The organism is Plantactinospora sp. KBS50 (assembly GCF_002285795.1).
Lineage (GTDB): Bacteria > Actinomycetota > Actinomycetes > Mycobacteriales > Micromonosporaceae > KBS50.
Genome location: NZ_CP022961.1, coordinates 2,306,385 through 2,330,914 on the forward strand (window position 1 = coordinate 2,306,385; position 24,530 = coordinate 2,330,914).

Genomic DNA, 24,530 nt, shown 5'->3' on the forward strand with positions numbered 1-24,530 from the left:
GTGTCAAGCATCGGCGCCCGCGTATCCCGGGCCGGCGCGGTCCGGTCGTACCGGCGGCGGCTACCCCACGTGCACGTGCGGCCGGCGGCGGCGGTCCGGCTCGGCCTGCCGCAGCACCTCCCGGGTCACCACCGCGACCTCGCCGTCGCCGAAGAAGAGGTAGCGCAGCAGGTGCCCCACCGGGTTGCCCTCGGTCCAGTCGAAGTAGACGTGCGGCGACCGGCCGGTGCGGTCGCGCAGGTGCAGCAGCAGCGCGGCGATCGAGTTGGCCACGCTGGGACCCTCGATCCGCAGGATGCGGTAGCCGTACCGCTCCTCGGCGTGGACCGTGAGGTGCGCCTCGAACTGGGACGGGTCGCGGACCGTCACCTCCATGAACAGCACCGGCTGCTCCGGTGGCAGGTTGTTGTCCGCCCGTTCCTCGGCGGCCTTGGTGCGGTACTCGACCTCGTCCCGCTCCTGCGGTTCGTTCGCGAAGATCCGCAGCTCGCCGTGCGCCCCCGCCTCGTCGACCATCCGGCGCGCGGCGCGGCTCATCGACACCTCGCTGACCCGCAGTTCGGTGGCGCGCAGCGCCCGGGACAGCAGCGAGGTGCCGACGATGCCGACGATGAACAGCGAGGCGATCTTCACCCCGTCCGGCCGTTCCAGGATGTTCGCCGCCGTGGTGTAGACCAGCACCGCGGTGATCGTGGTGAACGCGACCGCCTGCCGGCGCTGCCGGCGGCGCCGGGCCGAGAGCGTGACGGCGACCGCGGCCGACGTGATCAGCACCAGCACGCCGGTGGCGTACGCCCCGCCCTGGGCGGTGACGTCGGCCTGGAAGGCGATGGTGATCAGGAACGAGACGCCGGTGAGCACCAGCACGAGCGGACGTACCGCCCGGGTCCAGTTCGGCGCCATCCCGTACCGGGGCAGGTACCGGGGCAGGAGGTTGAGCAGCCCCGCCATGGCCGAGGCGCCGGCGAACCACAGGATCAGCACCGTGCTGATGTCGTACACGGTGCCGAAGCCGTTACCGAGGTAGGCGTGCGCGAGGTACGCCAGCGCCCGGCCGTTGGCCCGCCCGCCGGCCTCGAACTCGTGTTCCGGGATCAGCGTCACCGTGACCACGCTGCTGGTGATCAGGTAGGCGCACATGATCAGCGCGGCCGTGCTGAGCAGCCGGCGGGCGCCCCGGATCCGGCCCTCGGGACGGCGGGGCTGCTCGCCCTTCCCGCCGCGGATCAGCGGCATCACCGCGACGCCGGTCTCGAAGCCGGAGAGCCCGAGCGCGAGCCGGGGGAAGACGATCAGCGCGATGATCGCGATCCCGAGCGGGTGCGGATGCTCCCGCAGCAGCGCCGCCCGCCAGTCGCCGACCAGGGTGGGATGCGCGAGCAGCCGGGCCAGGGCCACGGCGATCACCACGGCGTTGAGCGCCAGGTAGACCGCCACCAGCGTCACGGCGATCCCGATGGCCTCCTGGAATCCCTTGAGGAAGACGGCGCCCAGCCCGGCGATCAGCAGCAGGGTCACGCTGACCTGGGTGCCGCGCAGCGCCGCCGGCAGGTACGGGTTCTCCAGGATGTGTGCCGTGGCGTCCGCGGCGGACAGGGTGATGGTGATGATGAAGTCGGTGGCGGCGAACCCGAGCAGCACCAGCACGAAGAACTTCCCCTGCCAGCGGGGGAGGATGCGTTGCAGCATCGCGATCGAACCCTGCCCGTGCGGGCTCTCCCGGGCCACCCGCCGGTAGACCGGCAGCGCGCCCAGCAGGGTGAGCGCGACCAGGACCAGGGTGGCCAGCGGGGCGAGCGCACCGGCGGCCAGGGCCGCGATGCCCGGTTGGTAGCCGAGCGTGGAGAAGTAGTCCAGGCCGGTCAGGCACATGACCTGCCACCAGCGTCGCTGGTGCTCGGGGTCGGGGGCCGCGTGCGGCCCGCTGTGCTCCGGGCCGAGGCCCTGGAGCAGCCAGCGGCGGACCGGGCCGGCCGGACGTGCCGTCCGCCGCCGCCCCGACCGATCCACCCGTCACCGCTCCTCCCGCCGCCGGCGCCACGGCACCGCCACCCGGGCCAATCGTCACAAAACGGTGCGGTCGGTGGAGTCGAAACGGCCGGGGTCGCCGCCGAACAGCTCGACCTGTTCGGCGGCGGCCGGCATCGGCCCGCCGTGCGGCGGTGGCGGCCGGTCGGAGCCGGGCGGCCGGGAGTAGCGCCGCTCGCCGGTCACCGCGCGCCGGCCGGTGACGTACAGCGTCACCAGGCGGACCGGCGCGGGCGGTGCCTCGACAGGCCGGTCGCCCCAGCGGATCCAGACGGCGGTCCGGCCGGCCTCCGCCTCGGCCAGCAGCTTCTGCACCGACCGGCGGCGACCGCCGTGGTCGACCTCCAGCACCACCGGACCGCCGTCCGGGCGGGCACAGCCGACGTCCACCCAGGAGTGCTGGCGCTCGTACGGCGGCGGCAGCGGCAGGACGCTGGGCGCGCGCCGGTACACCCGCCAGCCCCGCTGCCGGCCCCAGGCCAGGACGGCGGAGACCAGCAGCTCGGTCACCTCGTCGGCCGTGCGGTCCAGGAAGCTCAGCCCGGACAGGTACGCGGTGAGCGCCGTGGCGATCTCGTCGCCGTCGTCGGTCGCGGCCGTCCCGCTCAACCCGGTCCCACCCTTCCCTCGGCCTCGGTCATTATGCCGAGGATTAGCGCGCCCGACCGCTGGGCAACTGCCCGGGACATGAGCGAGCGCAGCGAGCCCGGTGGAGCGTCGCGATGAGCGACGCGTCGATCGGAACGATCCGTACCAACGTGCCGGCGCGGTTGGACCGGCTGCCGTGGTCCCGCTGGCACTGGATGATCATCATCGGCCTGGGCACCGTCTGGATCCTCGACGGGCTTGAGGTGACCATCGTCGGCAACCTCTCCGGCGCGATCGCGAAGCCGGGCAGCGGCCTGGAGATCAGCCAGGGTCAGATCACCGGCCTGGCCGCCGCCCTCTACGTGGCCGGCGCCTGCACCGGCGCGCTGTTCTTCGGCTGGCTGACCGACCGGCTGGGCCGCAAGAAGCTCTTCCTGATCACCCTGGCCGTCTACCTCGCGGCCACCGCGCTGACCGCGCTGGCCTTCGACTCGTGGTGGTTCTTCCTGTTCCGGTTCCTCACCGGCCTGGGCATCGGCGGCGAGTACGCGGCGATCAACTCGGCCATCGACGAGCTGATCCCGGCCCGGCACCGGGGCCGGATCGACATCATCATCAACGGCACCTTCTGGGCCGGCGCCGCGCTCGGCGCGCTGCTGACCGTACCGCTGCTCAACGGCCTGCCGGTGAACGTCGGCTGGCGGGTCGCGTTCGGCCTCGGCGTGCTGCTGGGCCTGGTCATCCTGCTGGTCCGCCGGCACGTGCCGGAAAGCCCGCGGTGGCTGTTCATCCACGGCCGCAGCGAGGAGGCGGAACGGCTGGTCGAGGGGGTCGAGCAGGAGGTGCACCGGGAGACCGGCAAGCGGCTGGACGAGGTGGAGCAGAGCATCACCATCCGGCAGCGGCACTCGGTCGGGTTCGTCACCATCGCGCACACGCTGTTCGCCCGCTACCCGCGCCGGGCGATCCTGGGCTTCGCGCTCTTCATCGGGCAGGCGTTCCTCTACAACGCGATCACCTTCGGGTACGCGCAGGTGCTGGAGACGTTCTTCAAGGTGCCCTCCGGCAACACCGGCTACTACTTCGCGGTGATCGCCGTGGGCAACCTGCTCGGCCCGGTGCTGCTGGGCAAGCTGTTCGACACCGTCGGCCGGCGGATCATGATCGCCGGGACGTACCTGCTCTCCGGCGTGCTGCTGCTGGGCACGGCGCTGCTGTTCAACGCCGGCGTGCTGACCGGGACGACGATGACCGCCTGCTGGTGCGTGGTGCTCTTCTTCGCCTCCTGCGGGGCGAGCGCCGCCTACCTGACGGTCAGCGAGATCTTCCCGATGGAGACCCGGGCGATGGCCATCGCGTTCTTCTACGCGATCGGCACGGCCGCGGGCGGCATCGCCGGTCCGCTGATCTTCTCGAAGCTGGTCAGCACCGGCCGGGTCGGCGACACCGTGCTGGCGTTCGTGCTCGGCGGGCTCGTCATGATCGCCGGTGGCCTGGTGGCGGCGTTCCTCGGCGTCAGGGCCGAGCGGCGGTCCCTGGAGGACATCGCCCGGCCGCTGAGCGCCCAGGACGACGGCGACGTACCCCGCCAGCGCGGGTCCGGCCCGGCCGACCTGCCCACCGGGGCGGCCCCGGCCTGACCGCCGACCGGCGTCCGCGCGGTTACCTGCCGGCTCCGTCCGAAACGGATCGGAACCATCCCGGAGATTAATCGGAAAGAATGTTGACTGATCTCGGAAACGATGGCAAAGATCGATCCGTAGCGGGGCGTGGGTCGGTCCGGGCCGCAGGGGCTCCCGGGCGTCCGCCGTTCCCGCGGAGAGGACGACATGCGATCACGCTTCCGGACGCACCGGAGCCGTGGGCTCGCCGCGCTGGTCGGCATCGGCGCCCTGGTCACCTCGATCACCCCCGCCCAGGCCGCGCCGGCCGCGGGCGGTCAGACCGTCACCGTCGGCGCCGAGCGCGCCGGATACCCCACCGCCGAGGGGTCCCGGGCCGAGCTGGGCATCGTGCTGTCCACCTCGGACGGACGGCCGCTGGCCAGCACCACCCGGGTGCGCTGGCACACCGGCACCGGCACGGCCACCCCGGGCACCGACTACCGGCCCGACTCCGGGGTGCTGACCTTCGCCGCCGGCACCGCGTCCGGCGCCGTCACCCGGATCGGCGTCGACACCCTCACCGACCGCGCGGGGGAGACCGCCGAGACGGTGCCGGTGGTGCTCACCGCCGACCCCGGGGTACGCGTGGACCGGGCGCCGACCGTCCTGGTCAACGCCAACGGCCTGCCGTACCTCGACTCCCGGCGCCCGGTCGACAGGCGGGTCGAGGACCTGCTGCGGCGGATGACGCTGACCGAGAAGATCGGTCAGATGACCCAGGCCGAGCGGGCGGCGGTGGACGCCGACCCCTCGCTGGTCGCCCAGTGGCAGCTCGGATCGGTGCTGTCCGGCGGCGGGTCGACGCCGGCGAGCAACACCCCGGCCGCCTGGGTCGAGATGGTCAACCGGTTCCAGGAGCAGGCGCTGAGCACCCGGCTCCAGATCCCGATGATCTACGGCATCGACGCGGTACACGGGCACGGCAACGTCTACGGCGCCACCGTCTTCCCGCAGAACGTCGGGCTCGGTTCGACCCGCAACCCCGGGCTGATCGAGCAGATCGGGCACGCCACCGCCGCCGAGGTCCGGGCCACCGGCATCCCGTGGGACTTCGCGCCCTGCATCTGCGTCTCCCGGGACGAGCGGTGGGGCCGCAGCTACGAGAGCTTCAGCGAGGACCCGGCGCTGGTGGTGCGGATGACAAGCATCATCGACGGGCTCCAGGGCGCCCGGCCCGACCAGCTCGACGACCCGGACCGGGTGCTGGCCACCGCCAAGCACTTCGCCGGGGACGGCGACACCCGGTACGACACGGCGATCGCGCAGGACAACGAGGGCAAGGAGTGGTACGACCAGAAGTACCCGATCGACCAGGGCGTCACGGTCACCAACCGGGCCGACTTCGCCCGGATCGACCTGGCCCCGTACGTCGCCGCGGTGCGCCGGCACGACGTGGGCAGCGTGATGCCGTCCTTCTCCAGCGTGGACTGGACCGAGGACGGGGTAGGCAATCCCACCAAGATGCACGCCAACCGTGAACTGATCACCGACGTGCTGAAGGGGCAGATCGGGTTCGACGGCTTCCTCATCTCCGACTGGGAGGGCATCCACCAGATTCCCGACCCGACCGAGCCGGACAACGCCGGGCTGACCGCGTACAAGGTGCGGGTCGGGGTGAACGCCGGCACCGACATGTTCATGGAACCCAACACCGCAAAGGAGTTCGAGGACCTGCTGCTGGCCGAGGTGCAGGCCGGGCGGGTGAGCCAGGCCCGGATCGACGACGCGGTCCGCCGGATCCTGCGCAAGAAGATGCAGCTCGGCCTCTTCGAGCACCCGTACGCCTCGGCGGACAACGTGGACCAGGTGGGCAGCCCGGCGCACCGCGCGCTGGCCCGGGAGGCCGTCGCGCAGTCCCAGGTGCTGCTGAAGAACAGCCACGGGCTGCTGCCGCTGCGCCGCGACGCCAGGCTCTACGTCGCCGGTCGCAACGCCGACGACATGGGCAACCAGGCCGGCGGCTGGACCATCAGCTGGCAGGGCGATTCGGGGCAGGACGCGATCCCGGGCACCTCGATCCTGGAGGGCATCCGCGAGGTCGCGCCGCGGGCCACGGTGACCTACAGCGCCGACGCCTCGGCGCCGACCGCGGGCGCCGACGTCGGCGTCGTGGTGGTGGGCGAGACGCCGTACGCCGAGGGCTACGGCGATGTCGGCGGCCCGGAGTGCGGCTGGTGCACCGAGCCGCAGCAGGAGGAGAAGTCGCTGAGCCTCCAGCCGGCCGACCGCGCCGTGGTGGACAAGGTCTGCCCGGCCATCGCCCGGTGCGTGGTGCTGGTGGTGTCCGGCCGGCCACAGGTGCTCGGCGACCAGCTCGGCGAGATCGACGCGCTGGTGGCGTCCTGGCTGCCGGGCAGCGAGGGAGCCGGGGTGGCGGACGTGCTGTTCGGCCGCCGGCCGTTCACCGGCCGGCTGTCGGTGACCTGGCCACGGGACGCCGGACAGGTGCCGATCAACGTGGGTGACCGGCACTACCGTCCGCAGTACCCGTACGGCTGGGGGCTGCGTACCGGCTCCGGCCGGGACCGGCTGGCGCAGGCCGTCCGGGACGCGCGGAGCGACTCGCGGGACCCGGCGGTCCGCACCGCGCTGCGGCGGCTGACCGGGGCGCTCGACCGGGACGGCTGGAACACCGCCGGTACGCCGTCGGCCGCCGCGCTGCGGTCGTTGGGCGCGGCGGTGTCCGACCTGCGTTCGGCGGGCAGCGCGGGGGACGGCCTGGTCGAGGCGATCGTCTCGGTGGCCCGGGACCGTGCCCAGGCGGCGGTGGTCGCCGGGTCGGCGTCGGCGGACGCGGCGGGCCTGATCGCCGACGCGGACCACGCGCTCTCCTCCGGCGACCCGGTGCGGGCGTTCACACTGCTACAACGGGTGTCGTCCTGATCACCTCCGGTTGACGATCGCGGCGGCGTACTGCCCGGGAGATGGGGGTTCCGGCCCTTTTATCGGGCAGTACGCCGCCGCGGCCACCGGGCGCCCGCCGCGCTCAGGTGGTAGATCCACCGTGCACGCCCTAGGGTGACCCGCCATGGGCTCGACTACCTCCGCCGGCCGGCTGCCCTCGCTCACCGGACTGCGCTGGGTCGGTGCGATGCTGGTCTTCGGATTCCACGTCGGAACCATGCACGTGATCGCCGACCCGGGCATCAGGTCGGTGACCGACCGCGTCTTCACGCTCGGCCTCTCCGGGGTCCAGTTCTTCTTCATCCTCAGCGGCTTCGTGCTGGTCTGGTCGGCCCGGCCGGGTGAGCGCTGGCGGACCTTCTGGCAGCGCCGGTTCGCCAAGATCTACCCGAACCACGTGCTGATGTGGGCGGTGGTGCTGCTGGCCGGGCTCTACCTCGGCCACACGCACGAACTGCGGGTGGCGCTGACAAACCTGCTGCTGTTGCAGACCTGGACCCCCACGGCGGGCTGGTTCTACAGCATCAACACGGTCAGCTGGTCGCTGAGCTGCGAGATGTTCTTCTACCTCTGCCTGCCCCTGGTGCTGCCGCTGGTGCGCCGGGTGCGGGTGGGGGTGCTGTACGGCGTCGTCATCGCCGTACCGTTGCTGATCCTGTCGCTCTGGCCGGCGCAGCACCTGGTGCCCGAGGCGGACCGCTGGTGGTTCACCCAGATCTTCCCGCCGGTGCGGTCGCTGGAGTTCTGGCTCGGGGTGGCCGCGGGCGAGCTGATGGTCCGCGGCCGGTGGCGCGGCCCGGGACTGTGGACCTCCACCGCGATCTTCGTGGCGACCTGGGCCGTGGCGACGCTGTGGGTGCCGGCCCAGCTCTGGACGACCCTGCTGGCCGGGGCGTACATCCTGGTCATCGCGGCGGCGGCGGACGCGGACATCACCGGGCGGTGGTCCCCGTGGCGGTCCCGGCCGATGCGCTGGCTCGGCGAGGTGTCCTTCGCCTACTACCTGGTGCACGTCTTCGTGGTGACCACCGTGCTCACCCAGCTCGGCCGGCCGCGTGGCTTCCCCGGCTGGTGGGGTCCGCTGGCCGCGATCGGCTTCCTGCTGCTCAACCTGGCGCTGGCGGCGCTTCTGCACCGCTTCGTGGAGACCCCCATGATGCGACTGCTGCGACCCCGCCGGTCGGCCGGTGGCTCGCCGCCGCCACCCGGCCCGCCCAGCCCACCCGGCCCGCCCGGACCGCCCAACCCGGCCGGATCGCCCAACCCGGCCGGATCGCCCAACCCGGCCGGATCGCCCAACCCGGCCGGACCGCCCGGACCGGCCGGCCGGTCCGGCGTTCCCGGGCCGCGTCCGGCCCCGCCCGGCGGAAAGCCGCAGCCGACTCCCGAGCGCCCGGCGGCGGCACCGGTACCCGCCCGCTGACGTCGACACCGGCACGATCGACGAGTCGACCTGCGGCCGGATGCGCACACGAATTCGGCGGGCGCCGCGGTTCGCGCGGCACCCGCCGAATTTCAGGTACCGACTCAGCAGGTCCCGTTGCAGGCCAGCACCTTCAGTCGGTCGAGGGTCCCGTTCCAGACGTTCTGGTCACCGGGGAAGGTCCCGGAGGAGGACCACTGCCAGAACGAGTAGACGCCCCAGCCGGACGGCAGCGTGCCGACGCTGCTGGAGTACCGGGCGATCCACAACGGATTGTTCGAGGCGAACTGCGAGGTGTTCCCCGTGCACGTCGTCCACCAGTCGGTGGTCGTGTAGATGGTGGCCCACCGGCCGGTCCGGTCGTGGTACCGGTTCACGAACGATGCGATCCAGCTGCGCATGCTGGCCTGGGACAGGCCGTAGCAGGTCGCGCCGTACGGGTTGTACTCGATGTCCAGCGCACCGGGCAGCGTCTTGCCGTCCTTCGACCATCCACCGCCGTGGGCGATGAAGTAGTCGGCCTGGGTCGCGCCGGTGGTGGTGTCCGGCCGGGCGAAGTGGTACGAGCCACGGATCATGCCCACGTTGTACGATCCGTTGTACTGCTGGGCGAAGTACGGGTTGGTGTAGTAGGTGCCCTCGGTCGCCTTGACGTAGGCGAACCGGGCGCCGTTGTTCCACGCCGTCGTCCAGTTGACATTGCCCTGCCAGCCGGAGACGTCCATGCCCGGCAGGCCGCTGGGAGCGGCCTCGGCGGGCGCGGCGCCGAAGGCCGTGACGGCGGTGGCCATCATTGCCACGAGCGCCGCTGACAGGCCGGTTTTGGCCCGTAGCCGCAGTCGGGGGAACAAGGTCATTGAAGCCTCCCAGGTGGGGGGTGGACCGCGGTGGCGGCCGCTGAAAGGATCTGCCGAACATTAGGTCACGGCTGGAACATTATTTCAATAGTTGCATAGAAGATTTTCTCTCCGTTTAACGTGCCCGCCCACCGGCGGCACCGGCCCGGGACGCACGATCGCGCGGGTCGGGTGGAAGATCCACCCGACCCGCGCGATCGTGGTCGAGACCCGGTCGGTCGACTCCCCGGTCAGCCGAGCGTGCAGCTCACCGTGGGCGCCGGGTTGCTGCCGGTCCAGGTGCCGATGAAGCCGAACGTGGTCGAGCCGGCGGGAGCGATCGATCCGTTCCAGTCCACCGAGTGCGCGGTGGCGGTACCACCGCTCTGCGACACCTGTGCGCTCCACGCCTGGCTGATCTGCTGTCCCGCGCCGAAGCTGACCTGGGCGGTCCAGGAGTGCGACGCCGTACCGCCGTTGTTGCGCACCGTCACCTCGCCCTGGAAGCCGCCCTGCCACTCGCCGATGCGCTGGTAGGTCGCCGCGCACGCCCCGGCCGGCGCGGTGGGGCTGGGCGTGGGCGTACCGGTGGTCGGGGTCGGCGTGGGGGTGCCGGTGGTCGGGGTCGGGGTGGGCGTGCCGGGGATCGTGGGTGAGGGAGTGACGCTGCCGCTCAGCGCCGCGGTCAGCGCGGGGTACCAGCGGTCGGACATCTTCTGGTCCCCGGTGGCGTTCGGGTGTACGCCGTCGTCGGTGTCGGCCGCCGTGCTGAACCCGGTCCACTGGTCGACCACGACGATCGGCGACCCGGGGGTGGTCTTCGACGCCGCCCAGCCGGGGATGGCGTCGTTGAGCGCCACCACCCGCTGACCGCACTCGGCGCAGTTGCTCGGCGCCATCGGCAGGATCTTCGCGACCAGGATCTTCATGCTGGGGTTGCTGGCCCGCATCTGGTCCACCAGCTTGCTGTACGCGGCGAGGATGGTCTCCGTGCTGCGGTTGCTCCAGACGTCGTTGGTGCCGAAGTGCATCAGCACGACGTCCGGGTGGGTGGCCGCGAGCCAGGGCGGCAACTGGTCCTGGTCGGCAACGGTGGTCACCAGCGCGCCGCCGTGGCCCTCGTTGTCCCCGTCGTACGGCACGCCGCAGCCCTGCGGGCCGAGGGTGCCGACGAAGTCCACGTTGTTGATGTAGCCGTTGTCCTTCAACCGGTTCCACAGGATCGCGCGCCAGCAGCCGGGAGAACCGGTGATCGAGTCGCCGAGCGGCATGACGCGGGTGAATATCGCGGCCGGCATGGCGGATCCGGCGGGAACGATCGTGCCGGCCGCGACGACGAGCGCGGCCAGGATGGCGCTGAGCAGGGGCCTGCGGAGCATGCGTGTCTCCTTCACCGTGACGTGATGGTGCGGTGTAGCGGCCCTCCTGCTCCCAGGACATTGAACCAGGTAACTGGATAGAAGCTCAATGGGTCCCGCGGTGGACCCGGTCCGGGGCCGGCGGTCCGCCGTCCGGGGGGCGCGTCCGCGGCGGCGGTCGGCGCAGCCGCCGTTGCACGACCCGGTCGCTGTGCCAGGCGATCCACAGGCAGAGCCCGGCCAGCGGCAGCTCGACGACCAGCGCGAGCGCCGCCGAGAACAGCAGGTCCGGCCCGTACGGCGTGGTCGTGACGTCGAACCACGCGTCGACCAGCAGCAGCACGGCCGTCGCGGTGGCCGCCATCGCCACCCGGCGGTGTCCCCGGTACGCCAGCACGGCGGTCAGGGCCAGCGCGACGACCAGCCCGATGTCGAAGCCGACCCAGGCCGCCCGGTAGTGCGCGACCACGGCGTGTCGGGGCAGGGTGGCGGCGAGGTATCCGGCCCAGGGCACGGTGAGCGCGGCCAGCGCGCCGAACAGCGGCGCCACCCAGCGGGGGACGGGTCGGGCCTGCGGCGCCGGCCCGGTGTCGGTTGGCAGCTCCGGACCCGTCATCGCCCCGCCGATCTTCCCGCCGGCAGCACCGGCCCGTCAGCGAGCCTATCGGCCGGCCCGCCACCGCGCCGGTGGGCCGCGACGTCGTGACGTGGGCCGCGACGCCGGGGTCGGGTGACGGAAGTGACCAATGATGTGTACGTTACCCAGGTGGCTGGCGCGTGCCGCCGCACCAATCGTCCCGTGCATCGTTGTCACGGCCGACTTCCGCGGTATCGATTCCTCAGGAAATTGTCCGCCGCGATGCCCGAAATCATTTTACGGCAACCGGTGCAAAAGTGGTCGCCGATGGATTTCCCACGCGGTCTTGCTCACTGTTTTGGCTGGTGGCAAGGGGTTGGCAGGAGGAGTAGCAGCCAGTAATGTCGTCGCGTCTGGCTGGTGCACAGGCCGTTGAATGGGCGGCCGCCAGCGCAGATCCGCTGAGTCGTACACAACGAGCCGGGGACCCAATCTTCTCGGGGTGAATCCGCGGGCACCGTCCCGTGGTAGGGCGACCTTTCCCGCCCGAATCCGTCAGCTAACCCGGTAAGCGGTTGTGGAAGGAGTCATTTCGTTGCACCGCTCACCCCCGCGGGTCCCCCCGGTCCCGATCCTTGTGTCCGTGTCCGTGCCCGAATCCGCTCCGCCCGGAGCGGCGACCTGACCCGAGGCTCGTCCGCCGAGCCAGGTCCGTAACACGAACACGGCCATCCGGTCGAGGTGGCAACCTCCCCGGCCACCCGCACCCCCGTACCGCCCGCTGCGGACAAGCTCCGTTCCGCGCCGGCGGTCGACATCAGCCAGCCCGGATTCCGGGCGGGTGCCGCGTGCGCCCGACCCGTTCCGGTCGCCCGTGTTCCGGTCCGTGGTCCGGCGGGGCCGCCGCCCACCGAAACCGTCCCTCGACGGTGGTGGGCCGGTACATCCCCCTGGAGAGGTTCCCGTGAAGCATCGCTATCCCCAGCAGTTCCGATCTTCGCTGCGCCGGCCCATCGGCCGGGTTGCGCTCGTGGCCGCCGGCGTGACCGTGGCCGGCGCCGTGACCGGCGTCTCGCTGATCGTGGCGGGCGGGCCGGACGACCGTCCGGTCGCCCCGGTGCGCGTCGCCGCCGCCGAACTGGCCGCGCCCGAGGCGGCGCCCTCGACCACCGCCCCGGCGGCCGCGCCGGCCACCTCCTCGGCGGCCCCGGAGCAGACCGAGGCGGCCCGCAAGGCGGCACCGACCTCGGCCGCGCCCGAGCCGACCGAGTCCAAGCCGCCGACGGCCCGGACGCTGAAGTACGACTACCAGGCGCAGAGCACCTATTACTACTGTGGCCCGGCGGCGACCCGGATCGCCCTCACCGCCTCCGGCGTACGTCCCAGCCAGGACGAGGTGGCGGCGCAGCTCAACACGACCGAGAGCGGCACCGACTCGGCGCAGGACACCACCCGGGTGTTGAACCGGCTCGCCAAGACGGACTTCTACTCCACCCGGGAGATCCCCGGCACCCCGGGTTCGGGCCAGATCGACCGGTTGCAGGAGGACGCGGTACACGCGATCAGCACCGGACACGCGATGGTCGCCAACATCGTCGGCAGCCAGGTCGACACGGACGGCGGCTGGCACGACTACAGCGGCGGTCACTACGTGGCAGTGGTGGGCTACCGGGACGACGGTCGGGTCCTCAAGATCGCCGACCCGGCGTTCGTCAACGGCCAGAGCGAGTACTGGGTGACCACCATCGACTTCGCCAACTGGATGGCCACCCGGGGCTACTCGGCCTGAGCCGACCCCGCGCGTACCGGGTCCGTGGCCGAGGGTGGCCGCGGACCCGGTACGCCGTATCGGCGGGGCGGTGCCGGCGGCGATCCGGCGCCCGTGCCGTACCGTCGGCGACCGGATGGCCGACGGCGGGTGACCGGCGGGGCGGATCGGGGTATCCGGCGCGACGACCGGGCGCGGGATAGCGACCCTGGTCACCGGTGGTTCCTCGGATCATGTTTGGATACCGATATGTCTGTTCAGCCTGGCGCCGGTTCCGGTCGCGGACGGCGTCCGAAGCGGGGCGGCGGGCCGGCGCCCGCGGCCTGCGGTCGGTGGGTGCCGGTGGCGAACCTGCCGGCGCTGGCGCGGGCGCTGCTCAGCGAGGACCTGGGCGGTCGGGACGAGGTACCCCGGCACGTCGCCGACCGGGTCACCGCGGAGGCGCGCCGCTGGGCGGACCACGGCTTCCGGGCCGAGGACGTGCGGCCGTGGCTGGACCTGCCGCCCGACGCGGCCGCGTACCTGGCCCGGCGCGGCGTCCCGCCCCGGGTGCTGGACCTTCCGGTGGAGTTGGCGCCGGCACCGATGCCGCTCAAGCTGGCCATCGGTACCGGCCGGCTGCCGGTCGAACGCGCGTACGAACTACTGGTGGCCACCGGCGAGCACCACGCCACCGACGAGCCCGGCCCGCCGGGCGGGCACCGTGCCACCGGAGAACCCGGCGACGTTCCGGCCGCGCCCCAACCCGGTGTACCGGCCGGCCCGGACTGGTCCGGACCGGAGCCGGTGGACCCGACCGGGCAGACCGACAACGCCCGCCGGGCGCCGGTCGCGCCGGTGATCTTCTCGCACGCCAAGGGCGAGCAGCAGTAGCGACCGGCGTCACCGCCACGGCCGCAGCCGCGTCTGCGGCTGGTACAGCCGGTACGCCCCGATCGACTGCACCGGCACCGCCACCCCCTCCCGGGCCAGGAATTCGGTGAACGCCCGGTCGGCCGCCGAGCCGGCGCCGAACAGGAAGGCGGGCCGGGGCGCCGCGCCGACGCTGTCCCAGTACCCGGACCAACGGTTCTGGCCGGGCCGCAGGTCGGCCCCGAGCACCGCGCAGTCGAGGCGGCCTGCGCTGTCGAAGACCAGCCGGTTGCAGGTCCAGTACTCGCCGTAGACGTACCGGACCCCGGCCTGGCGCACCGCGGCGGCGAGCCGGCGGGCGTCCTGCTGCTCGGCCCGCACCGGCCCCAGGCGGTGCACGAAGTCCGCGGTCGCCCAGAGCATCGCGACCGTGAGCGCGGCCAGCAGGGCGGCGGAGCCGCCGCCGACGACCCGGGTGAGCCATCCCGCCCGGTCCGGCTGCCCCCGGCCCGGCCGTGCCCGGCCCGGCCACCTCGCGACGAGCCGGGCGGCGGCCCGCCACGGCGGCCAGAGCAGGATCGGCAACGAGATCTGCACCAGGGCCAGGTAGCGGGCGCTGGCCAGCGGCGCGGTGCCGGCGAGGTCGTTGCGGACGTACCCGACGAGCGAGAGCCCGGCCCCGACGACCAGGGCGAGCCGCACGGCGGCCCGGGCGCGCCCGCCGTCCCGGCGCAGCTCGACCACCGCGAGCACGGCCGCGGCGAGCAGCAGGACCAGGTAGCAGCCGGCCCACCAGAGCCGGCCCGGCACGCAGCCGTCCGCCGGGCAGGTCCCGGTGGCCAGCGGCAGGCCGATCTCCACGGCGCCGTGCAGGCGCTGCCCGAGCGAGGCCGGCGCGCTCTCGCCGTGGCTGAGTTCGCGCAGCACCGACAGCGAGTCCTGCCCGGGCGGCGCCCGCAGGTTGTCCAGGATCAGCGGCAGCAGCCCCAGCGCCAGACCACCGGCCAGGACCAGCCCGGCCCGGCCGACGAGCTGCCGCCCGGCGACGGCCACCAGCGCGACGCCGGCGGCGGCCAGGTACGGCAACGCCAGCCAGTCGTCCCAGAGCACCAGCCCGGCGAGCACCCCGAACAGGGCGTACGCCGGCCAGCGCCAGCGGATCCGGCGCTCGCCCAGATCCAGCACGACCAGCAGCAGTACGACGAGCGCCGGCTTGACCTCCGGCCGGCCGCCCACCGCGGTCAACTGGTCCCGGATCACCCGCTCGGAACCGAGCGCCAGCAGCCCGACCGTGAACGTCGCCAGCCACGGCGAGCAGATCCGCCGGGTCAGCCGGTAGCTGGCCAGCACGAACAGCGCCCACAGCGCCAGCAGCGGCAGCCGCAGCGCCGGCCAGCTCGGACCGGCCACCGCGAACAGCGGAGCCGCCAGGTAGGACTCGACGGTGCCCATGTACCGCTGGCCGTACAGGAAGACCGGCCGGTCGGTGCCGGCGGCGATGTGCAGGGCGGCGATCCCGAAGGTCGCCTCGTCGCTGTTGCCGCCGGGGATGGTCAGCAGGATCAGCACCAGCCGGTAGCCGAACCCCAGCCCGCCGAGCAGCAGCGCCAGCGCGGCCGGCGGGTCGACGGCCCAGCTCCGTCGTCCGGTCCGTGCCGCCTCGCCCGCTTCCGCCGCGTTCCCCGTCTCGTCACCCCCGCACAACCCCCGCAACGGCCATCCTGCCAGCCCTCGTGCGGGCGGGTGCCCGTGTCGGCGCCATTGCGCGCTCGTCCGGCGGCACCCGGGCTCGACCCCGGCGGCACCCGCCGCGACCCGCCGCCACCCGGCGCGACCCGCCGCCACCCGGCGCGATCCGGCGCGATCCGGCGCGATCCGGCGCGATCCGGCGCCGGCCGCGGTCCGCCATCCGCCGGACGGCGGTGCCTCGGCCGGACGGGCACCGCTGCGCCCTCCGCCGGACCGGCTGAATTCCGTCCCGGACCGCCGCCGGATGTGCCGGCGGCGGCGGTCTGTGGCAGGGTGGCACCGTGTCGCTCACTCCCGTCGGCGAGGCGGTCGAACCGGGCCGCCTGCACCGCGCGGCGCGGATCGAGGACGCCATCCACCAGATGGTCGAGCGGCGGCTGCGGCGCCGGGGCTGGCGGCCGCAGATCATCGCCTACACCGGGTACGGCGGTTGCGGCTGGGCCCGGGTGATGGGTCGGGTGCTGCTGAGCCGCATCGAGACCCGAGCCCCGCGCAGGCCCGAGAAGCTGCGCGGCTGGCGCAGCTTCGCCACGCTGCCCGCCAAGCACACGCCGGTGCTCATCGAGGCCGGCGGGCGCCGGCACGAGGCGCGGACCGACCGCAGCGGGGTCCTCGACGTGCGGGTCGAGGGGACGTTCGAGCCCGGCTGGGCGGCCGTCCGGATCGGGACCGCCGACGCCAGCCCGGTGGAGGCCCCGATCCGGGTGCTGGACCCGGAGGTACGGTTCGGCATCCTCTCCGACATCGACGACACGGTGATGGTGACCGCGCTGCCCCGCCCACTGCTGGCGGCCTGGAACACCTTCGTGCTCGACGAGCACGCCCGGATGGCCGTACCCGGGATGGCGGTGCTGTTCGAGCGGCTGGCCACCTCCCATCCCGGATCACCGGTGTTCTACCTGTCCACCGGTGCGTGGAATGTCGCCCCGACGCTCAGCCGCTTCCTGTCCCGGCACCTCTACCCGGCGGGGCCGCTGCTGCTGACCGACTGGGGACCCACCGCGGACCGGTGGTTCCGCAGCGGCAAGGAGCACAAGCGGGCCACCCTGGCCCGGCTGTCCCGCGAGTTCCCCGAGGTCCGCTGGTTGCTGATCGGCGACGACGGGCAGCACGACCAGGAGATCTACGCGGAGTTCGCGGCGGCGCACCCGCAGAACGTGGCCGGCGTGGCGATCCGCCGGCTGTCGCCCACCCAGGCCGTACTGGCCGGCGGTTTTCCCACCCCGGCCGGCCACCCCGCGGACACCGGACCGGACGGCCAGCGCTGGCTGTCCGCACCCGACGGCGCCGGCCTGTTCCAACTGCTCCGCCGCGCCGGCCTGGTCTGACCGCACGGGCCGGGCCGCTGGACCCGGTCCGGCGTGGCCGCGGCGTCCGGCTCGCGCCGTGGCGGGACGCGCGGTTCAGCCCGGGCCCGCGGTTCAGCCCGGGCCCGCGGTTCAGCCCGGACGCGCGGCTCAGCCGGGACGCAGCCAGAGCGCGCCGAGCGGTGGAACGCGCAGCGTGACCGAGGCGGGCAGCCCGTGCCAGGGCGTGCTCTCCGCCTGCACCGCGCCCAGGTTGCCCACCCCCGAGCCGCCGTACACCCCGGCATCGGTGTTGATCATCTCGATCCACCGGCCCGCGCGGGGCAACCCGATCCGGTAGTCGTCCTGGGGGAGGGCCGAGAAGTTCGCCACGCAGACCAGCGGCGCCCCGTCCAGACCGATCCGGACGAACGCGACGGTGTTGTTGGCCTGGTCGTCGGCCACGATCCAGCGGAAGCCGGCCGGCGAGGTGTCCTGGGACCACAGCGCCGGGCTGGCCCGGTAGGCCCGGTTCAGGTCCGTCACCAGCCGCTGCACGCCGGCCCGCGCCGGGTCGTGCAGCAGGTACCAGTCCAGCCCGCGGTCCTCGCTCCACTCCCGGTCGTCGGCCAGCTCGCAGCCCATGAACAGCAACTGCTTGCCCGGGTGCGCCCACATCAGCGCGAGCAGCACCCGGACGTTGGCCAGCCGCTGCCAGGTGTCCCCGGGCATCTTTCCGGCCAGCGAGCCCTTGCCGTGCACCACCTCGTCGTGGCTGATCGGCAGCACGTAGTTCTCGCTCCAGGCGTACACCAGGGAGAAGGTGAGCTGGTGGTGGTGGTACTGCCGGTGGACGGGCTCCTTCGACAGGTAGGTCAGGGTGTCGTGCATCCAGCCCATGTTCCACTTGAAGCCGAACCCGAGCCCGCCGGCCGAGGTCGGCCGGGTCACCCCGGGCCAGGCGGTGGACTCCTCGGCCACCATCACCACGCCCGGATGGTGCTTGTAGACGGTCGCGTTGGTCTCCTGGAGGAACGCGATGGCCTCCAGGTTCTCCCGGCCGCCGTACCGGTTGGGCAGCCACTGGCCCTCGCTGCGGGAGTAGTCCAGGTAGAGCATCGAGGCGACCGCGTCCACCCGCAGCCCGTCCACATGGAACTCGTCGCACCAGTACAGCGCGTTTGCCACCAGGAAGTTGCGGACCTCCCGGCGGCCGTAGTCAAAGACGTACGTGCCCCAGTCCGGGTGCTCGCCGAGCCGCGGGTCCGCGTGCTCGTACAGCGGCGTCCCGTCGAACCGGGCCAGCGCCCACTCGTCCCGCGGGAAGTGCGCCGGCACCCAGTCCAGCAGCACCCCGACGCCCGCGGCGTGCAGCCGGTCCACCAGATGGCGGAAGTCGTCCGGGTCGCCGAACCGGGCCGTCGGGGCGTAGTAGCCGGTCACCTGGTAACCCCAGGAGCCGCCGAACGGATGCTCGGCCACCGGCAGGAACTCCACGTGCGTGAAGCCCAGCTCGGTGACGTACGCGGTGAGCTGCTCGGCCAGCTCGCGATAGGACAGTCCGGGCCGCCAGGAGCCCAGGTGCACCTCGTACACGCTCATCGGCTCCTGGTGCGCCTGCCGCCCGGCCCGCCGGGCCAGCCAGTCGGCGTCGCCCCACTCGTACCGGGACTCGTGCACCACCGAGGCGGTGGCCGGCGGGATCTCGGTGCGCCGGGCCATCGGGTCGGCCTTCTCCCGCCACGTCCCGTCCGGGCCGAGGATGCGGAACTTGTAGCGCGCTCCGGCCGTGACGCCGGGGACGAAGACCTCCCAGACCCCGCTGGCGCCGAGCGAACGCATCGGCCAGCCGCCGTACAGGTCCCAGCCGGTGAAGTCGCCCACCACCCGCACGCCGCGGGCGTTCGGCGCCCAGACCGCGAACGCCACCCCGGTGGTGCCGTCCACCGTCCGTACCCGGGCGCCGAGGGCCTCCCACAGCCGCTCGTGCCGGCCCTCGGCGATCAGGTGCAGGTCCAGGTCGCCCAGCGTGGGGGCGAACCGGTACGGGTCGTCGTGCAGATGGCCGTCGACCTCGATCCGGTAGTCGTCGACCTCGCCGGGCACGGCGGCCTCGAACACCCCGCCCGGGTGGACCCGGCGCATCGGCTCCCGGCGCCCGTCGGCGACCAGGACCGGGTCCGCGCCGCCGCGGCGCAGCGTCCGGACCACCGTACGGCCGTCGGCCGGGTGGGCACCGAGCAGCGCGTGCGGGTCGTGGGTACGGCCGGCCATCAACTCGTCGATGCTCATTCCTCGGATCCGTTCGTCGGCCCGGACCGGCCGGCGGCATCGGTGCCCCCGGTCCGCTTCGTGGCTTCGTTGCCGGGCTTCGCCGTGCCGCCGGCCGGCTTCGCCGCGCTCCTGGTCGGCTTCGCCGCGCTCCTGGTCGGCTTCGCGGTGCTCTTGGCCGCCTTTGCCGGGCTTCTGGCCGGCGGGGACGGCTTGGCCACCGGCCGGGCCGGCTTGGCCGGTGGGGTCGGTGGGGTCGGCTTGGCGGGCGGCGCCGGTGTGGGCCGCGGCGCCGGCTGGGCCGGCGGGACCGGCGGGGTCGGCTCGGGCTGCGGGGTCGGCGGGGTCGGCTCAGGCTGCGGGGCCGGCGGGGCCGGCGGGGCCGGGGTCGTGGTCGGCCTGGCCGGGCCGGGGCCGGTGGGTGGGGTGATCGGTGCCGGCGGGGCGACCGGCTCCGGTACGGCGGCGTGCCCGTCCGGCGCGGCCGCCGGGTCGCCACCGGGCCGGTGCACGGTGAAGACGTGCGCGGGCTGCAGGTACGGGTCGAGCCGGACGGCGTTGCGCTGTCCCCAGTCGTAGTGCACCCCGGTCAGCTCGTCGACCACCGTGAACCGCTCGTGCCAGTCGAACCCGAGCGCCGGCATGTCCAGGGTGGTGTTGCCCCACTGCACGTGGGCCGCGTCGAACGAGCAGACCACCAGCACCGTGTTGCCGGTGGCCGGGTCGCGTTTCGACCAGCACAGCAGCGCCGGGTTGTCGATGTCGTGGAACCGCAGGTTGCGCAGCCAGTGCAGCGCCGGGTTGGCCCGGCGGATCGCGTTCAGCGTGGCCAGGAAGGGGGCGAGGGAGCGGCCCTGCTCCTGCGCGGCGGCCCAGTCCCGGGGGCGTAGCTGGAACTTCTCGTTGTCCAGGTACTCCTCGGCGCCCGGCCGGGCGACGTGTTCGAACAGCTCGTAGCCGGCGTAGACGCCCCAGGAGGGGGAGAGCAGGCTGGCCAGCACCGCCCGGATCTTGAACATCGGCGGCCCGCCGTGCTGGAGGGTCTCGTGCAGGATGTCCGGGGTGTTCGGCCAGAAGTTGGGCCGCATGTGGTCGGCGGCGGCCACCAGTTCCTCGCAGTAGCGCCGCATCTCCCACGCCGTCGTCCGCCAGGTGAAGTACGTGTACGACTGGCTGAACCCGATCTTGCCGAGCCCGTGCATGATCGCCGGCCGGGTGAACGCCTCGGCCAGGAACAGCACGTCCGGGTTGACCTTCTTCACCTCGCCGATCAGCCAGTGCCAGAAGTCGAACGGCTTGGTGTGCGGGTTGTCCACCCGGAACACCGTGATGCCCTCGCCCACCCAGTGCAGCACCACGCGCAGGATCTCGGCCCGGATGCCGTCCGGGTCGGCGTCGAAGTTCAGCGGATAGATGTCCTGGTACTTCTTCGGCGGGTTCTCCGCGTACGCCACCGAGCCGTCGGCCCGGATGGTGAACCACTCCGGGTGCCGGGTCACCCACGGGTGGTCCGGCGCGCACTGCAACGCCAGGTCCATCGCCACCTCCAGGCCCGCCTCGCGGGCGGCGGCGACGAAGGCGCGGAAGTCCGCGGCCGTACCCAGGTCCGGGTGGATGGCGTCGTGCCCGCCCTCGGCCGCGCCGATCGCCCACGGCGAGCCGACGTCGTCCGGGCCGGCGACCAGCGTGTTGTTGCGGCCCTTGCGGTTGGTCCGGCCGATCGGGTGGATGGGTGGCAGGTAGAGCACGTCGAAGCCCATGGCCGCCACCGCGGGCAGCCGCTTCGCCGCCGTGGCGAAGGTGCCGGACCGGTCCGGCTGCCCGTCGGTGCCCAGCACCGCCCCCTCGGAGCGCGGGAAGAACTCGTACCAGGCCGAGAAGAGCGCCCGCGGCCGGTCCACCCACAGCTCGTACGCCGCCGACCGGGTGACCAGGCGGCGCACCGGGTGGGCCCAGAGCAGGTCGGCCAGGTCCAGCGCCAGGGCGACCCGCTCGGCGACGGCCCGGGCCGGGTCGCGCAGCGCGGTGGCCGCCGCCTCGACCGCGTCGCGGCGGTTCTCCGGCACGCCGGGCCGCGCCTCGTCCAGCACCGTGGCGCCATCGGCCAGGTCGTTGGCCAGGTCCTCGGCGCCCTGCCCGGCGGCGAGCTTCTTGGTGACCGCGTTCCGCCAGGTGAGGTACGGATCGTCGAACGCCTCGACGGCGAAACTCCACAGCCCCACCGCGTCCGGCCGGATGGTGGCGTGCCACCTGTCGTCGCGGTGCTCCCCCGGGTCCATCCGCACCGGCGGGCGGGGCCGGCCGTCCGGGCCGTGCCAGACGACGACGCAGCCGAGCGCGTCGTGCCCCTCCCGGTAGGACAGGGCGGACACCGGCACGAGTTCCCCGACGACGGCCTTGGCCGGGTACCGGCCGCAGGACACCGACGGCGAGACCTCTTCGATCGGAAACCGTCCAGTCACGCTGCCAACCTACTGCCCGCCGCCGCGCCTTGCGCGTCGAGATCCGCACGGCGTCGAGATCGCCCGCCGCGCCGCGGCGCCTGGCCAGGCGTGACGGAATCGACGGTTCGGTCGTTTCGAGGGAGAGTGTTTTCACCGCAGGCTGGAGAGCTGGTATGCGAGCATCCGACGGTGACCGGTCGCCGAGCACGCCCCTGGGCATCCTGCTGATCGATCACCCGGTGCAGTATTTCGCGCCGGGACTGCGGCTGCTCGCCCGGCAGCCGGGGCTGCGTACCAGGACCTACTACGGGCGGGTCTCGCTCGACGGCGCGTACGACCCGGGATTCGGCCGGCGGGTGCGCTGGAGCACCGACCTGTACTCCGGATACGACTGGTGGACGCCGCGGGGCGGTCGCTGGCGGTCCTGGCTGGGCACCCTGCGGGGGCTGCGCCGGGACCGGCCCGACGTGCTGCTGAGCTTCGGCTGGACGAGCCGGGTCTGCCGGGCGGCCTTCCTGTACGCGCTGGTCACCCGGACCCCGATCCTGTTCTTCTCGGACGCGAACATCCGGGATCCGCGCCCGTTGGGCTGGCGGGGCCGGCTGCGCCGCCGGCTGCTGCGGGTGGCCTTCCGGCAGGCGGCCGGCGCGCTGGCGGTGGGGCCGGCGAACCACGCCTTCTACCTGGCCCACGGCGTCCCGCCGGAGCGGCTGTACCCGGGCGTCGACTCGGCGGACGTCGACCTCTTCTTCGCGGCGGCCGACCGGCGGCGCCGGACGCCGGGCCACCGCCGGGCGGACGGTCCGTTCGTGATCGGGTACGTGGGCAAGTTCATCGCGGTCAAGGCCGTGCACGACCTGATCGAGGCGGTCGCCCGGCTCGGACCGGGCATCGCCTGGGAACTCTGGCTGGTCGGCGACGGGCCGCTGCGCGCCGAGCTGACCGCGCTGGTGGCCCGGCTGGGGCTGACCGGGCGGGTGCGGATGTTCGGCTTCCGCAACACCGACGAGGTGCCCGACCTGGTCGCGCAGCTCGACGTGCTGGTGCTGCCGTCCCACGTCGAGCCGCGCGGCCTGGTGGCGGTGGAGGCCCTCGCGGCCGGGGTGCCGCCGGTGGTCAGCTCGGTGACCGGCGTGTGGGGGCCGGGCGACACGGTCGAGCACGAGGTCAGCGGCCTGGTCTATCCGGTGGGCGACGTCGAGGCGCTGGTCGGCAGCCTCCGCCGGCTGATCGAGGACCCGGGGCTGCGGCAACGGTTCGTCGCGGCGGGTCGCAACCGGGCGGCCGTGCAGGGGCCGCAGGCGTTCGCCGCGACGGTGGCCGCCGCGCTGCGGACGGTCGCTGCCCGCCGCGCCGGCCGACCGGCCGGCTCCGGGACGCCGGCCCCGATCGGCGCGGGCGTCGAACGGCGCTGAGGCCGGCCGGGTGACCGGCGCGCCTCAGCCGAGGACCGACCTGTACACCGCCAGGGTGCGGGCCGCGATGGCGTCCCAGGAGAAGTGCTCGATGGCCCGCCGCCGGCCGGCCCGGCCGAACCCGGCGGTGCGGTCCGGGTCGGCCAGCAGCGCGCCGATCGCCTCCGCCAGGTCGGCCACGAACCGGTCCGGATCCAGGGGGGTGCCGGAACCGTCGGTGGCCTGGTCGATCGGCACCAGCAGCCCGGTCACGCCGTCCTCGACCACCTCCGGGATGCCGCCCGTCGCGGTCGCCACCACGGCGGTCTCGCAGGCCATCGCCTCCAGGTTCACGATGCCCATCGGCTCGTACACCGACGGGCAGACGAAGACCGTGCTGTGCGTGAGCACCTGGATCACCTCGTGCTTGGGCAGCATCTCGGCCACCCAGACCACGCCCTGCCGGCTGGCGCGCAGCTCGTCGACCAGACCCTCGACCTCGGCCGCGATCTCCGGGGTGTCCGGGGCGCCGGCCAGCAGCACCAGTTGGGTGTCGGCGGGCAGGCAGCGGGCCGCCCGCAGCAGGTACGGCAGCCCCTTCTGCCGGGTGATCCGTCCCACGTACACCACGCTCGGCCGGGACGGGTCGATGCCCAGCCGCTCCAGCACGTCGGTGTCGGGGTCCGGGGCGTACTGCCGGGTGTCGATGCCGTTGTGCACCACGTGGATGCGGTCCGGGTCGACCGCCGGGTAGGCGGCCCGGACGTCCTGGGCCATCCCGGCCGAGACCGCGATCACCGCGTCCGCGGCCTCCAGCGCGGTCCGCTCGCACCAGGACGACAGCGCGTACCCGCCGCCGAGCTGCTCGGCCTTCCACGGCCGCAGCGGCTCCAGGCTGTGCACGGTGGCCACGTGCGGCACGCCGTGCAGCAGCTTGGCCACATGCCCGGCGAGGTTCGCGTACCAGGTGTGGCTGTGCACCACGTCGGTGCCGGCGGCCGCCGCGGCCATCTCCAGGTCGATGCCCATGGTCCGCAGCGCGGCGTTCGTGCCGGCCAGGCCGGGCGGATCGTGGTACGCGCTGACGCCCGGCTCGGTGCGGTGCGCGCCGAAGCAGTGCACCCGGACGTGGGCGAGTTCCCGCAGTTCCCGGGCCAGGTACTCGACGTGCACGCCGGCGCCGCCGTACACCTGCGGCGGGTACTCCCGGGTGAGCAGGTCGACGCGCAGCCGGGCGGCCTCGGAACCGGCGCTGCCTGCGGCGGAACCGGTGGGTGCGGTGGGATCGGTCACGTTCCGCACCATAAGGTGTGGCCGGGGAGCCGACAACACGGGTGGCGGGTGCCGGCACAACTGGTTGCTCGTACGAGTGGTGAACCGGCACGGCT

Annotated in this window: 15 protein-coding genes, 1 pseudogene and 1 riboswitch; of the genes and pseudogenes, 7 read left to right on the forward strand and 9 right to left on the reverse strand. The window is 73.4% G+C overall.

Annotated elements, in window-relative coordinates:
• Positions 1-60: 60 nt before the first annotated feature.
• The gene (locus CIK06_RS10235; protein ID WP_095564630.1) at positions 61-2,010 is read right to left on the reverse strand and encodes an APC family permease; all 1,950 of its coding nucleotides are present in this window, start codon (positions 2,008-2,010) and stop codon (positions 61-63) included.
• Positions 2,011-2,064: 54 nt separating this feature from the next.
• Positions 2,065-2,637, reverse strand: coding sequence for a hypothetical protein (locus tag CIK06_RS10240; protein WP_198348180.1), 573 nt, complete (start codon positions 2,635-2,637; stop codon positions 2,065-2,067).
• A 113-nt stretch (positions 2,638-2,750) separates the two neighbouring features.
• On the opposite strand from CIK06_RS10240, the gene CIK06_RS10245 reads away from it, so the two are divergent.
• The 3 genes from CIK06_RS10245 (at position 2,751) to CIK06_RS10255 (ending at position 8,607) form a co-directional block, all read left to right on the forward strand.
• The gene (locus CIK06_RS10245; RefSeq protein ID WP_095564631.1) at positions 2,751-4,256 is read left to right on the forward strand and encodes an MFS transporter; all 1,506 of its coding nucleotides are present in this window, start codon (positions 2,751-2,753) and stop codon (positions 4,254-4,256) included.
• 189 nt (positions 4,257-4,445) lie between these two features.
• Positions 4,446-7,163, forward strand: a complete 2,718-nt coding sequence (locus CIK06_RS10250; RefSeq protein WP_232534126.1) for a glycoside hydrolase family 3 protein — start codon at positions 4,446-4,448, stop codon at positions 7,161-7,163.
• A gap of 145 nt (positions 7,164-7,308) precedes the next feature.
• Positions 7,309-8,607 (forward strand): acyltransferase, encoded by a 1,299-nt coding sequence (locus CIK06_RS10255; protein ID WP_095564632.1) that lies wholly within the window; start codon positions 7,309-7,311, stop codon positions 8,605-8,607.
• Between the two features lie 104 nt (positions 8,608-8,711).
• Here the strand turns inward: CIK06_RS10255 and CIK06_RS10260 are convergent, their stop codons facing one another.
• The 3 genes from CIK06_RS10260 to CIK06_RS10270 all read right to left on the reverse strand — a co-directional run bounded on the left by CIK06_RS10260 (position 8,712) and on the right by CIK06_RS10270 (position 11,417).
• Entirely contained in the window at positions 8,712-9,464 is a 753-nt protein-coding gene (locus CIK06_RS10260; RefSeq protein WP_095564633.1) for a lysozyme, read from the reverse strand.
• A 230-nt stretch (positions 9,465-9,694) separates the two neighbouring features.
• Positions 9,695-10,822 carry a cellulose binding domain-containing protein gene (locus CIK06_RS10265; protein ID WP_095564634.1) on the reverse strand — a complete coding sequence of 376 codons (1,128 nt, stop codon included), beginning with the start codon at positions 10,820-10,822 and terminating at the stop codon, positions 9,695-9,697.
• A gap of 85 nt (positions 10,823-10,907) precedes the next feature.
• Positions 10,908-11,417 (reverse strand): hypothetical protein, encoded by a 510-nt coding sequence (locus CIK06_RS10270; protein ID WP_095564635.1) that lies wholly within the window; start codon positions 11,415-11,417, stop codon positions 10,908-10,910.
• A 410-nt stretch (positions 11,418-11,827) separates the two neighbouring features.
• Positions 11,828-11,967: riboswitch (cyclic di-AMP (ydaO/yuaA leader) on the forward strand.
• A 375-nt stretch (positions 11,968-12,342) separates the two neighbouring features.
• Between CIK06_RS10270 and CIK06_RS10275 the strand changes: the two genes are divergently transcribed.
• The gene (locus CIK06_RS10275) at positions 12,343-13,167 is read left to right on the forward strand and encodes a C39 family peptidase (protein ID WP_095564636.1); all 825 of its coding nucleotides are present in this window, start codon (positions 12,343-12,345) and stop codon (positions 13,165-13,167) included.
• Positions 13,168-13,482: 315 nt separating this feature from the next.
• Positions 13,483-14,019 carry a hypothetical protein gene (locus CIK06_RS29295; RefSeq protein WP_157756694.1) on the forward strand — a complete coding sequence of 179 codons (537 nt, stop codon included), beginning with the start codon at positions 13,483-13,485 and terminating at the stop codon, positions 14,017-14,019.
• A gap of 9 nt (positions 14,020-14,028) precedes the next feature.
• Here the strand turns inward: CIK06_RS29295 and CIK06_RS10285 are convergent, their stop codons facing one another.
• Positions 14,029-15,702 carry a hypothetical protein gene (locus tag CIK06_RS10285; RefSeq protein ID WP_232534283.1) on the reverse strand — a complete coding sequence of 558 codons (1,674 nt, stop codon included), beginning with the start codon at positions 15,700-15,702 and terminating at the stop codon, positions 14,029-14,031.
• A gap of 386 nt (positions 15,703-16,088) precedes the next feature.
• On the opposite strand from CIK06_RS10285, the gene CIK06_RS10290 reads away from it, so the two are divergent.
• Positions 16,089-17,075 (forward strand): App1 family protein, encoded by a 987-nt coding sequence (locus CIK06_RS10290; RefSeq protein ID WP_369916199.1) that lies wholly within the window; start codon positions 16,089-16,091, stop codon positions 17,073-17,075.
• A gap of 129 nt (positions 17,076-17,204) precedes the next feature.
• On the opposite strand, the gene glgB is transcribed toward CIK06_RS10290, so the two are convergent.
• Positions 17,205-19,319, reverse strand: a complete 2,115-nt coding sequence (glgB, locus tag CIK06_RS10295) for a 1,4-alpha-glucan branching protein GlgB (RefSeq protein WP_095567714.1) — start codon at positions 19,317-19,319, stop codon at positions 17,205-17,207.
• Positions 19,320-19,675: 356 nt separating this feature from the next.
• Positions 19,676-21,766 (reverse strand): annotated as a pseudogene (locus CIK06_RS10300) (alpha-1,4-glucan--maltose-1-phosphate maltosyltransferase); the annotation flags it as partial.
• A gap of 155 nt (positions 21,767-21,921) precedes the next feature.
• Here CIK06_RS10300 and CIK06_RS10305 point away from each other — a divergent pair.
• A complete protein-coding gene (locus CIK06_RS10305; protein WP_095564639.1) occupies positions 21,922-23,163 on the forward strand; it encodes a glycosyltransferase in 1,242 nt (413 codons plus the stop codon).
• Between the two features lie 24 nt (positions 23,164-23,187).
• Here CIK06_RS10305 and glgA read toward each other — a convergent pair whose 3' ends face one another.
• Positions 23,188-24,435 (reverse strand): glycogen synthase, encoded by a 1,248-nt coding sequence (glgA, locus tag CIK06_RS10310; protein WP_232534127.1) that lies wholly within the window; start codon positions 24,433-24,435, stop codon positions 23,188-23,190.
• Positions 24,436-24,530 lie beyond the last annotated feature (95 nt).

Bases quoted from the DNA above. Each gene is read 5' to 3' on its own strand.
- CIK06_RS10260 (WP_095564633.1), bottom strand. From the start codon at position 9,464: ATGACCTTGTTCCCCCGACTGCGGCTACGGGCCAAAACCGGCCTGTCA.
- CIK06_RS10270 (WP_095564635.1), bottom strand. From the start codon at position 11,417: ATGACGGGTCCGGAGCTGCCAACCGACACCGGGCCGGCGCCGCAGGCC.
- CIK06_RS10305 (WP_095564639.1), top strand. From the start codon at position 21,922: ATGCGAGCATCCGACGGTGACCGGTCGCCGAGCACGCCCCTGGGCATC.
- CIK06_RS10255 (WP_095564632.1), top strand. From the start codon at position 7,309: ATGGGCTCGACTACCTCCGCCGGCCGGCTGCCCTCGCTCACCGGACTG.
- CIK06_RS10245 (WP_095564631.1), top strand. From the start codon at position 2,751: ATGAGCGACGCGTCGATCGGAACGATCCGTACCAACGTGCCGGCGCGG.
- CIK06_RS10250 (WP_232534126.1), top strand. From the start codon at position 4,446: ATGCGATCACGCTTCCGGACGCACCGGAGCCGTGGGCTCGCCGCGCTG.
- CIK06_RS10265 (WP_095564634.1), bottom strand. From the start codon at position 10,822: ATGCTCCGCAGGCCCCTGCTCAGCGCCATCCTGGCCGCGCTCGTCGTC.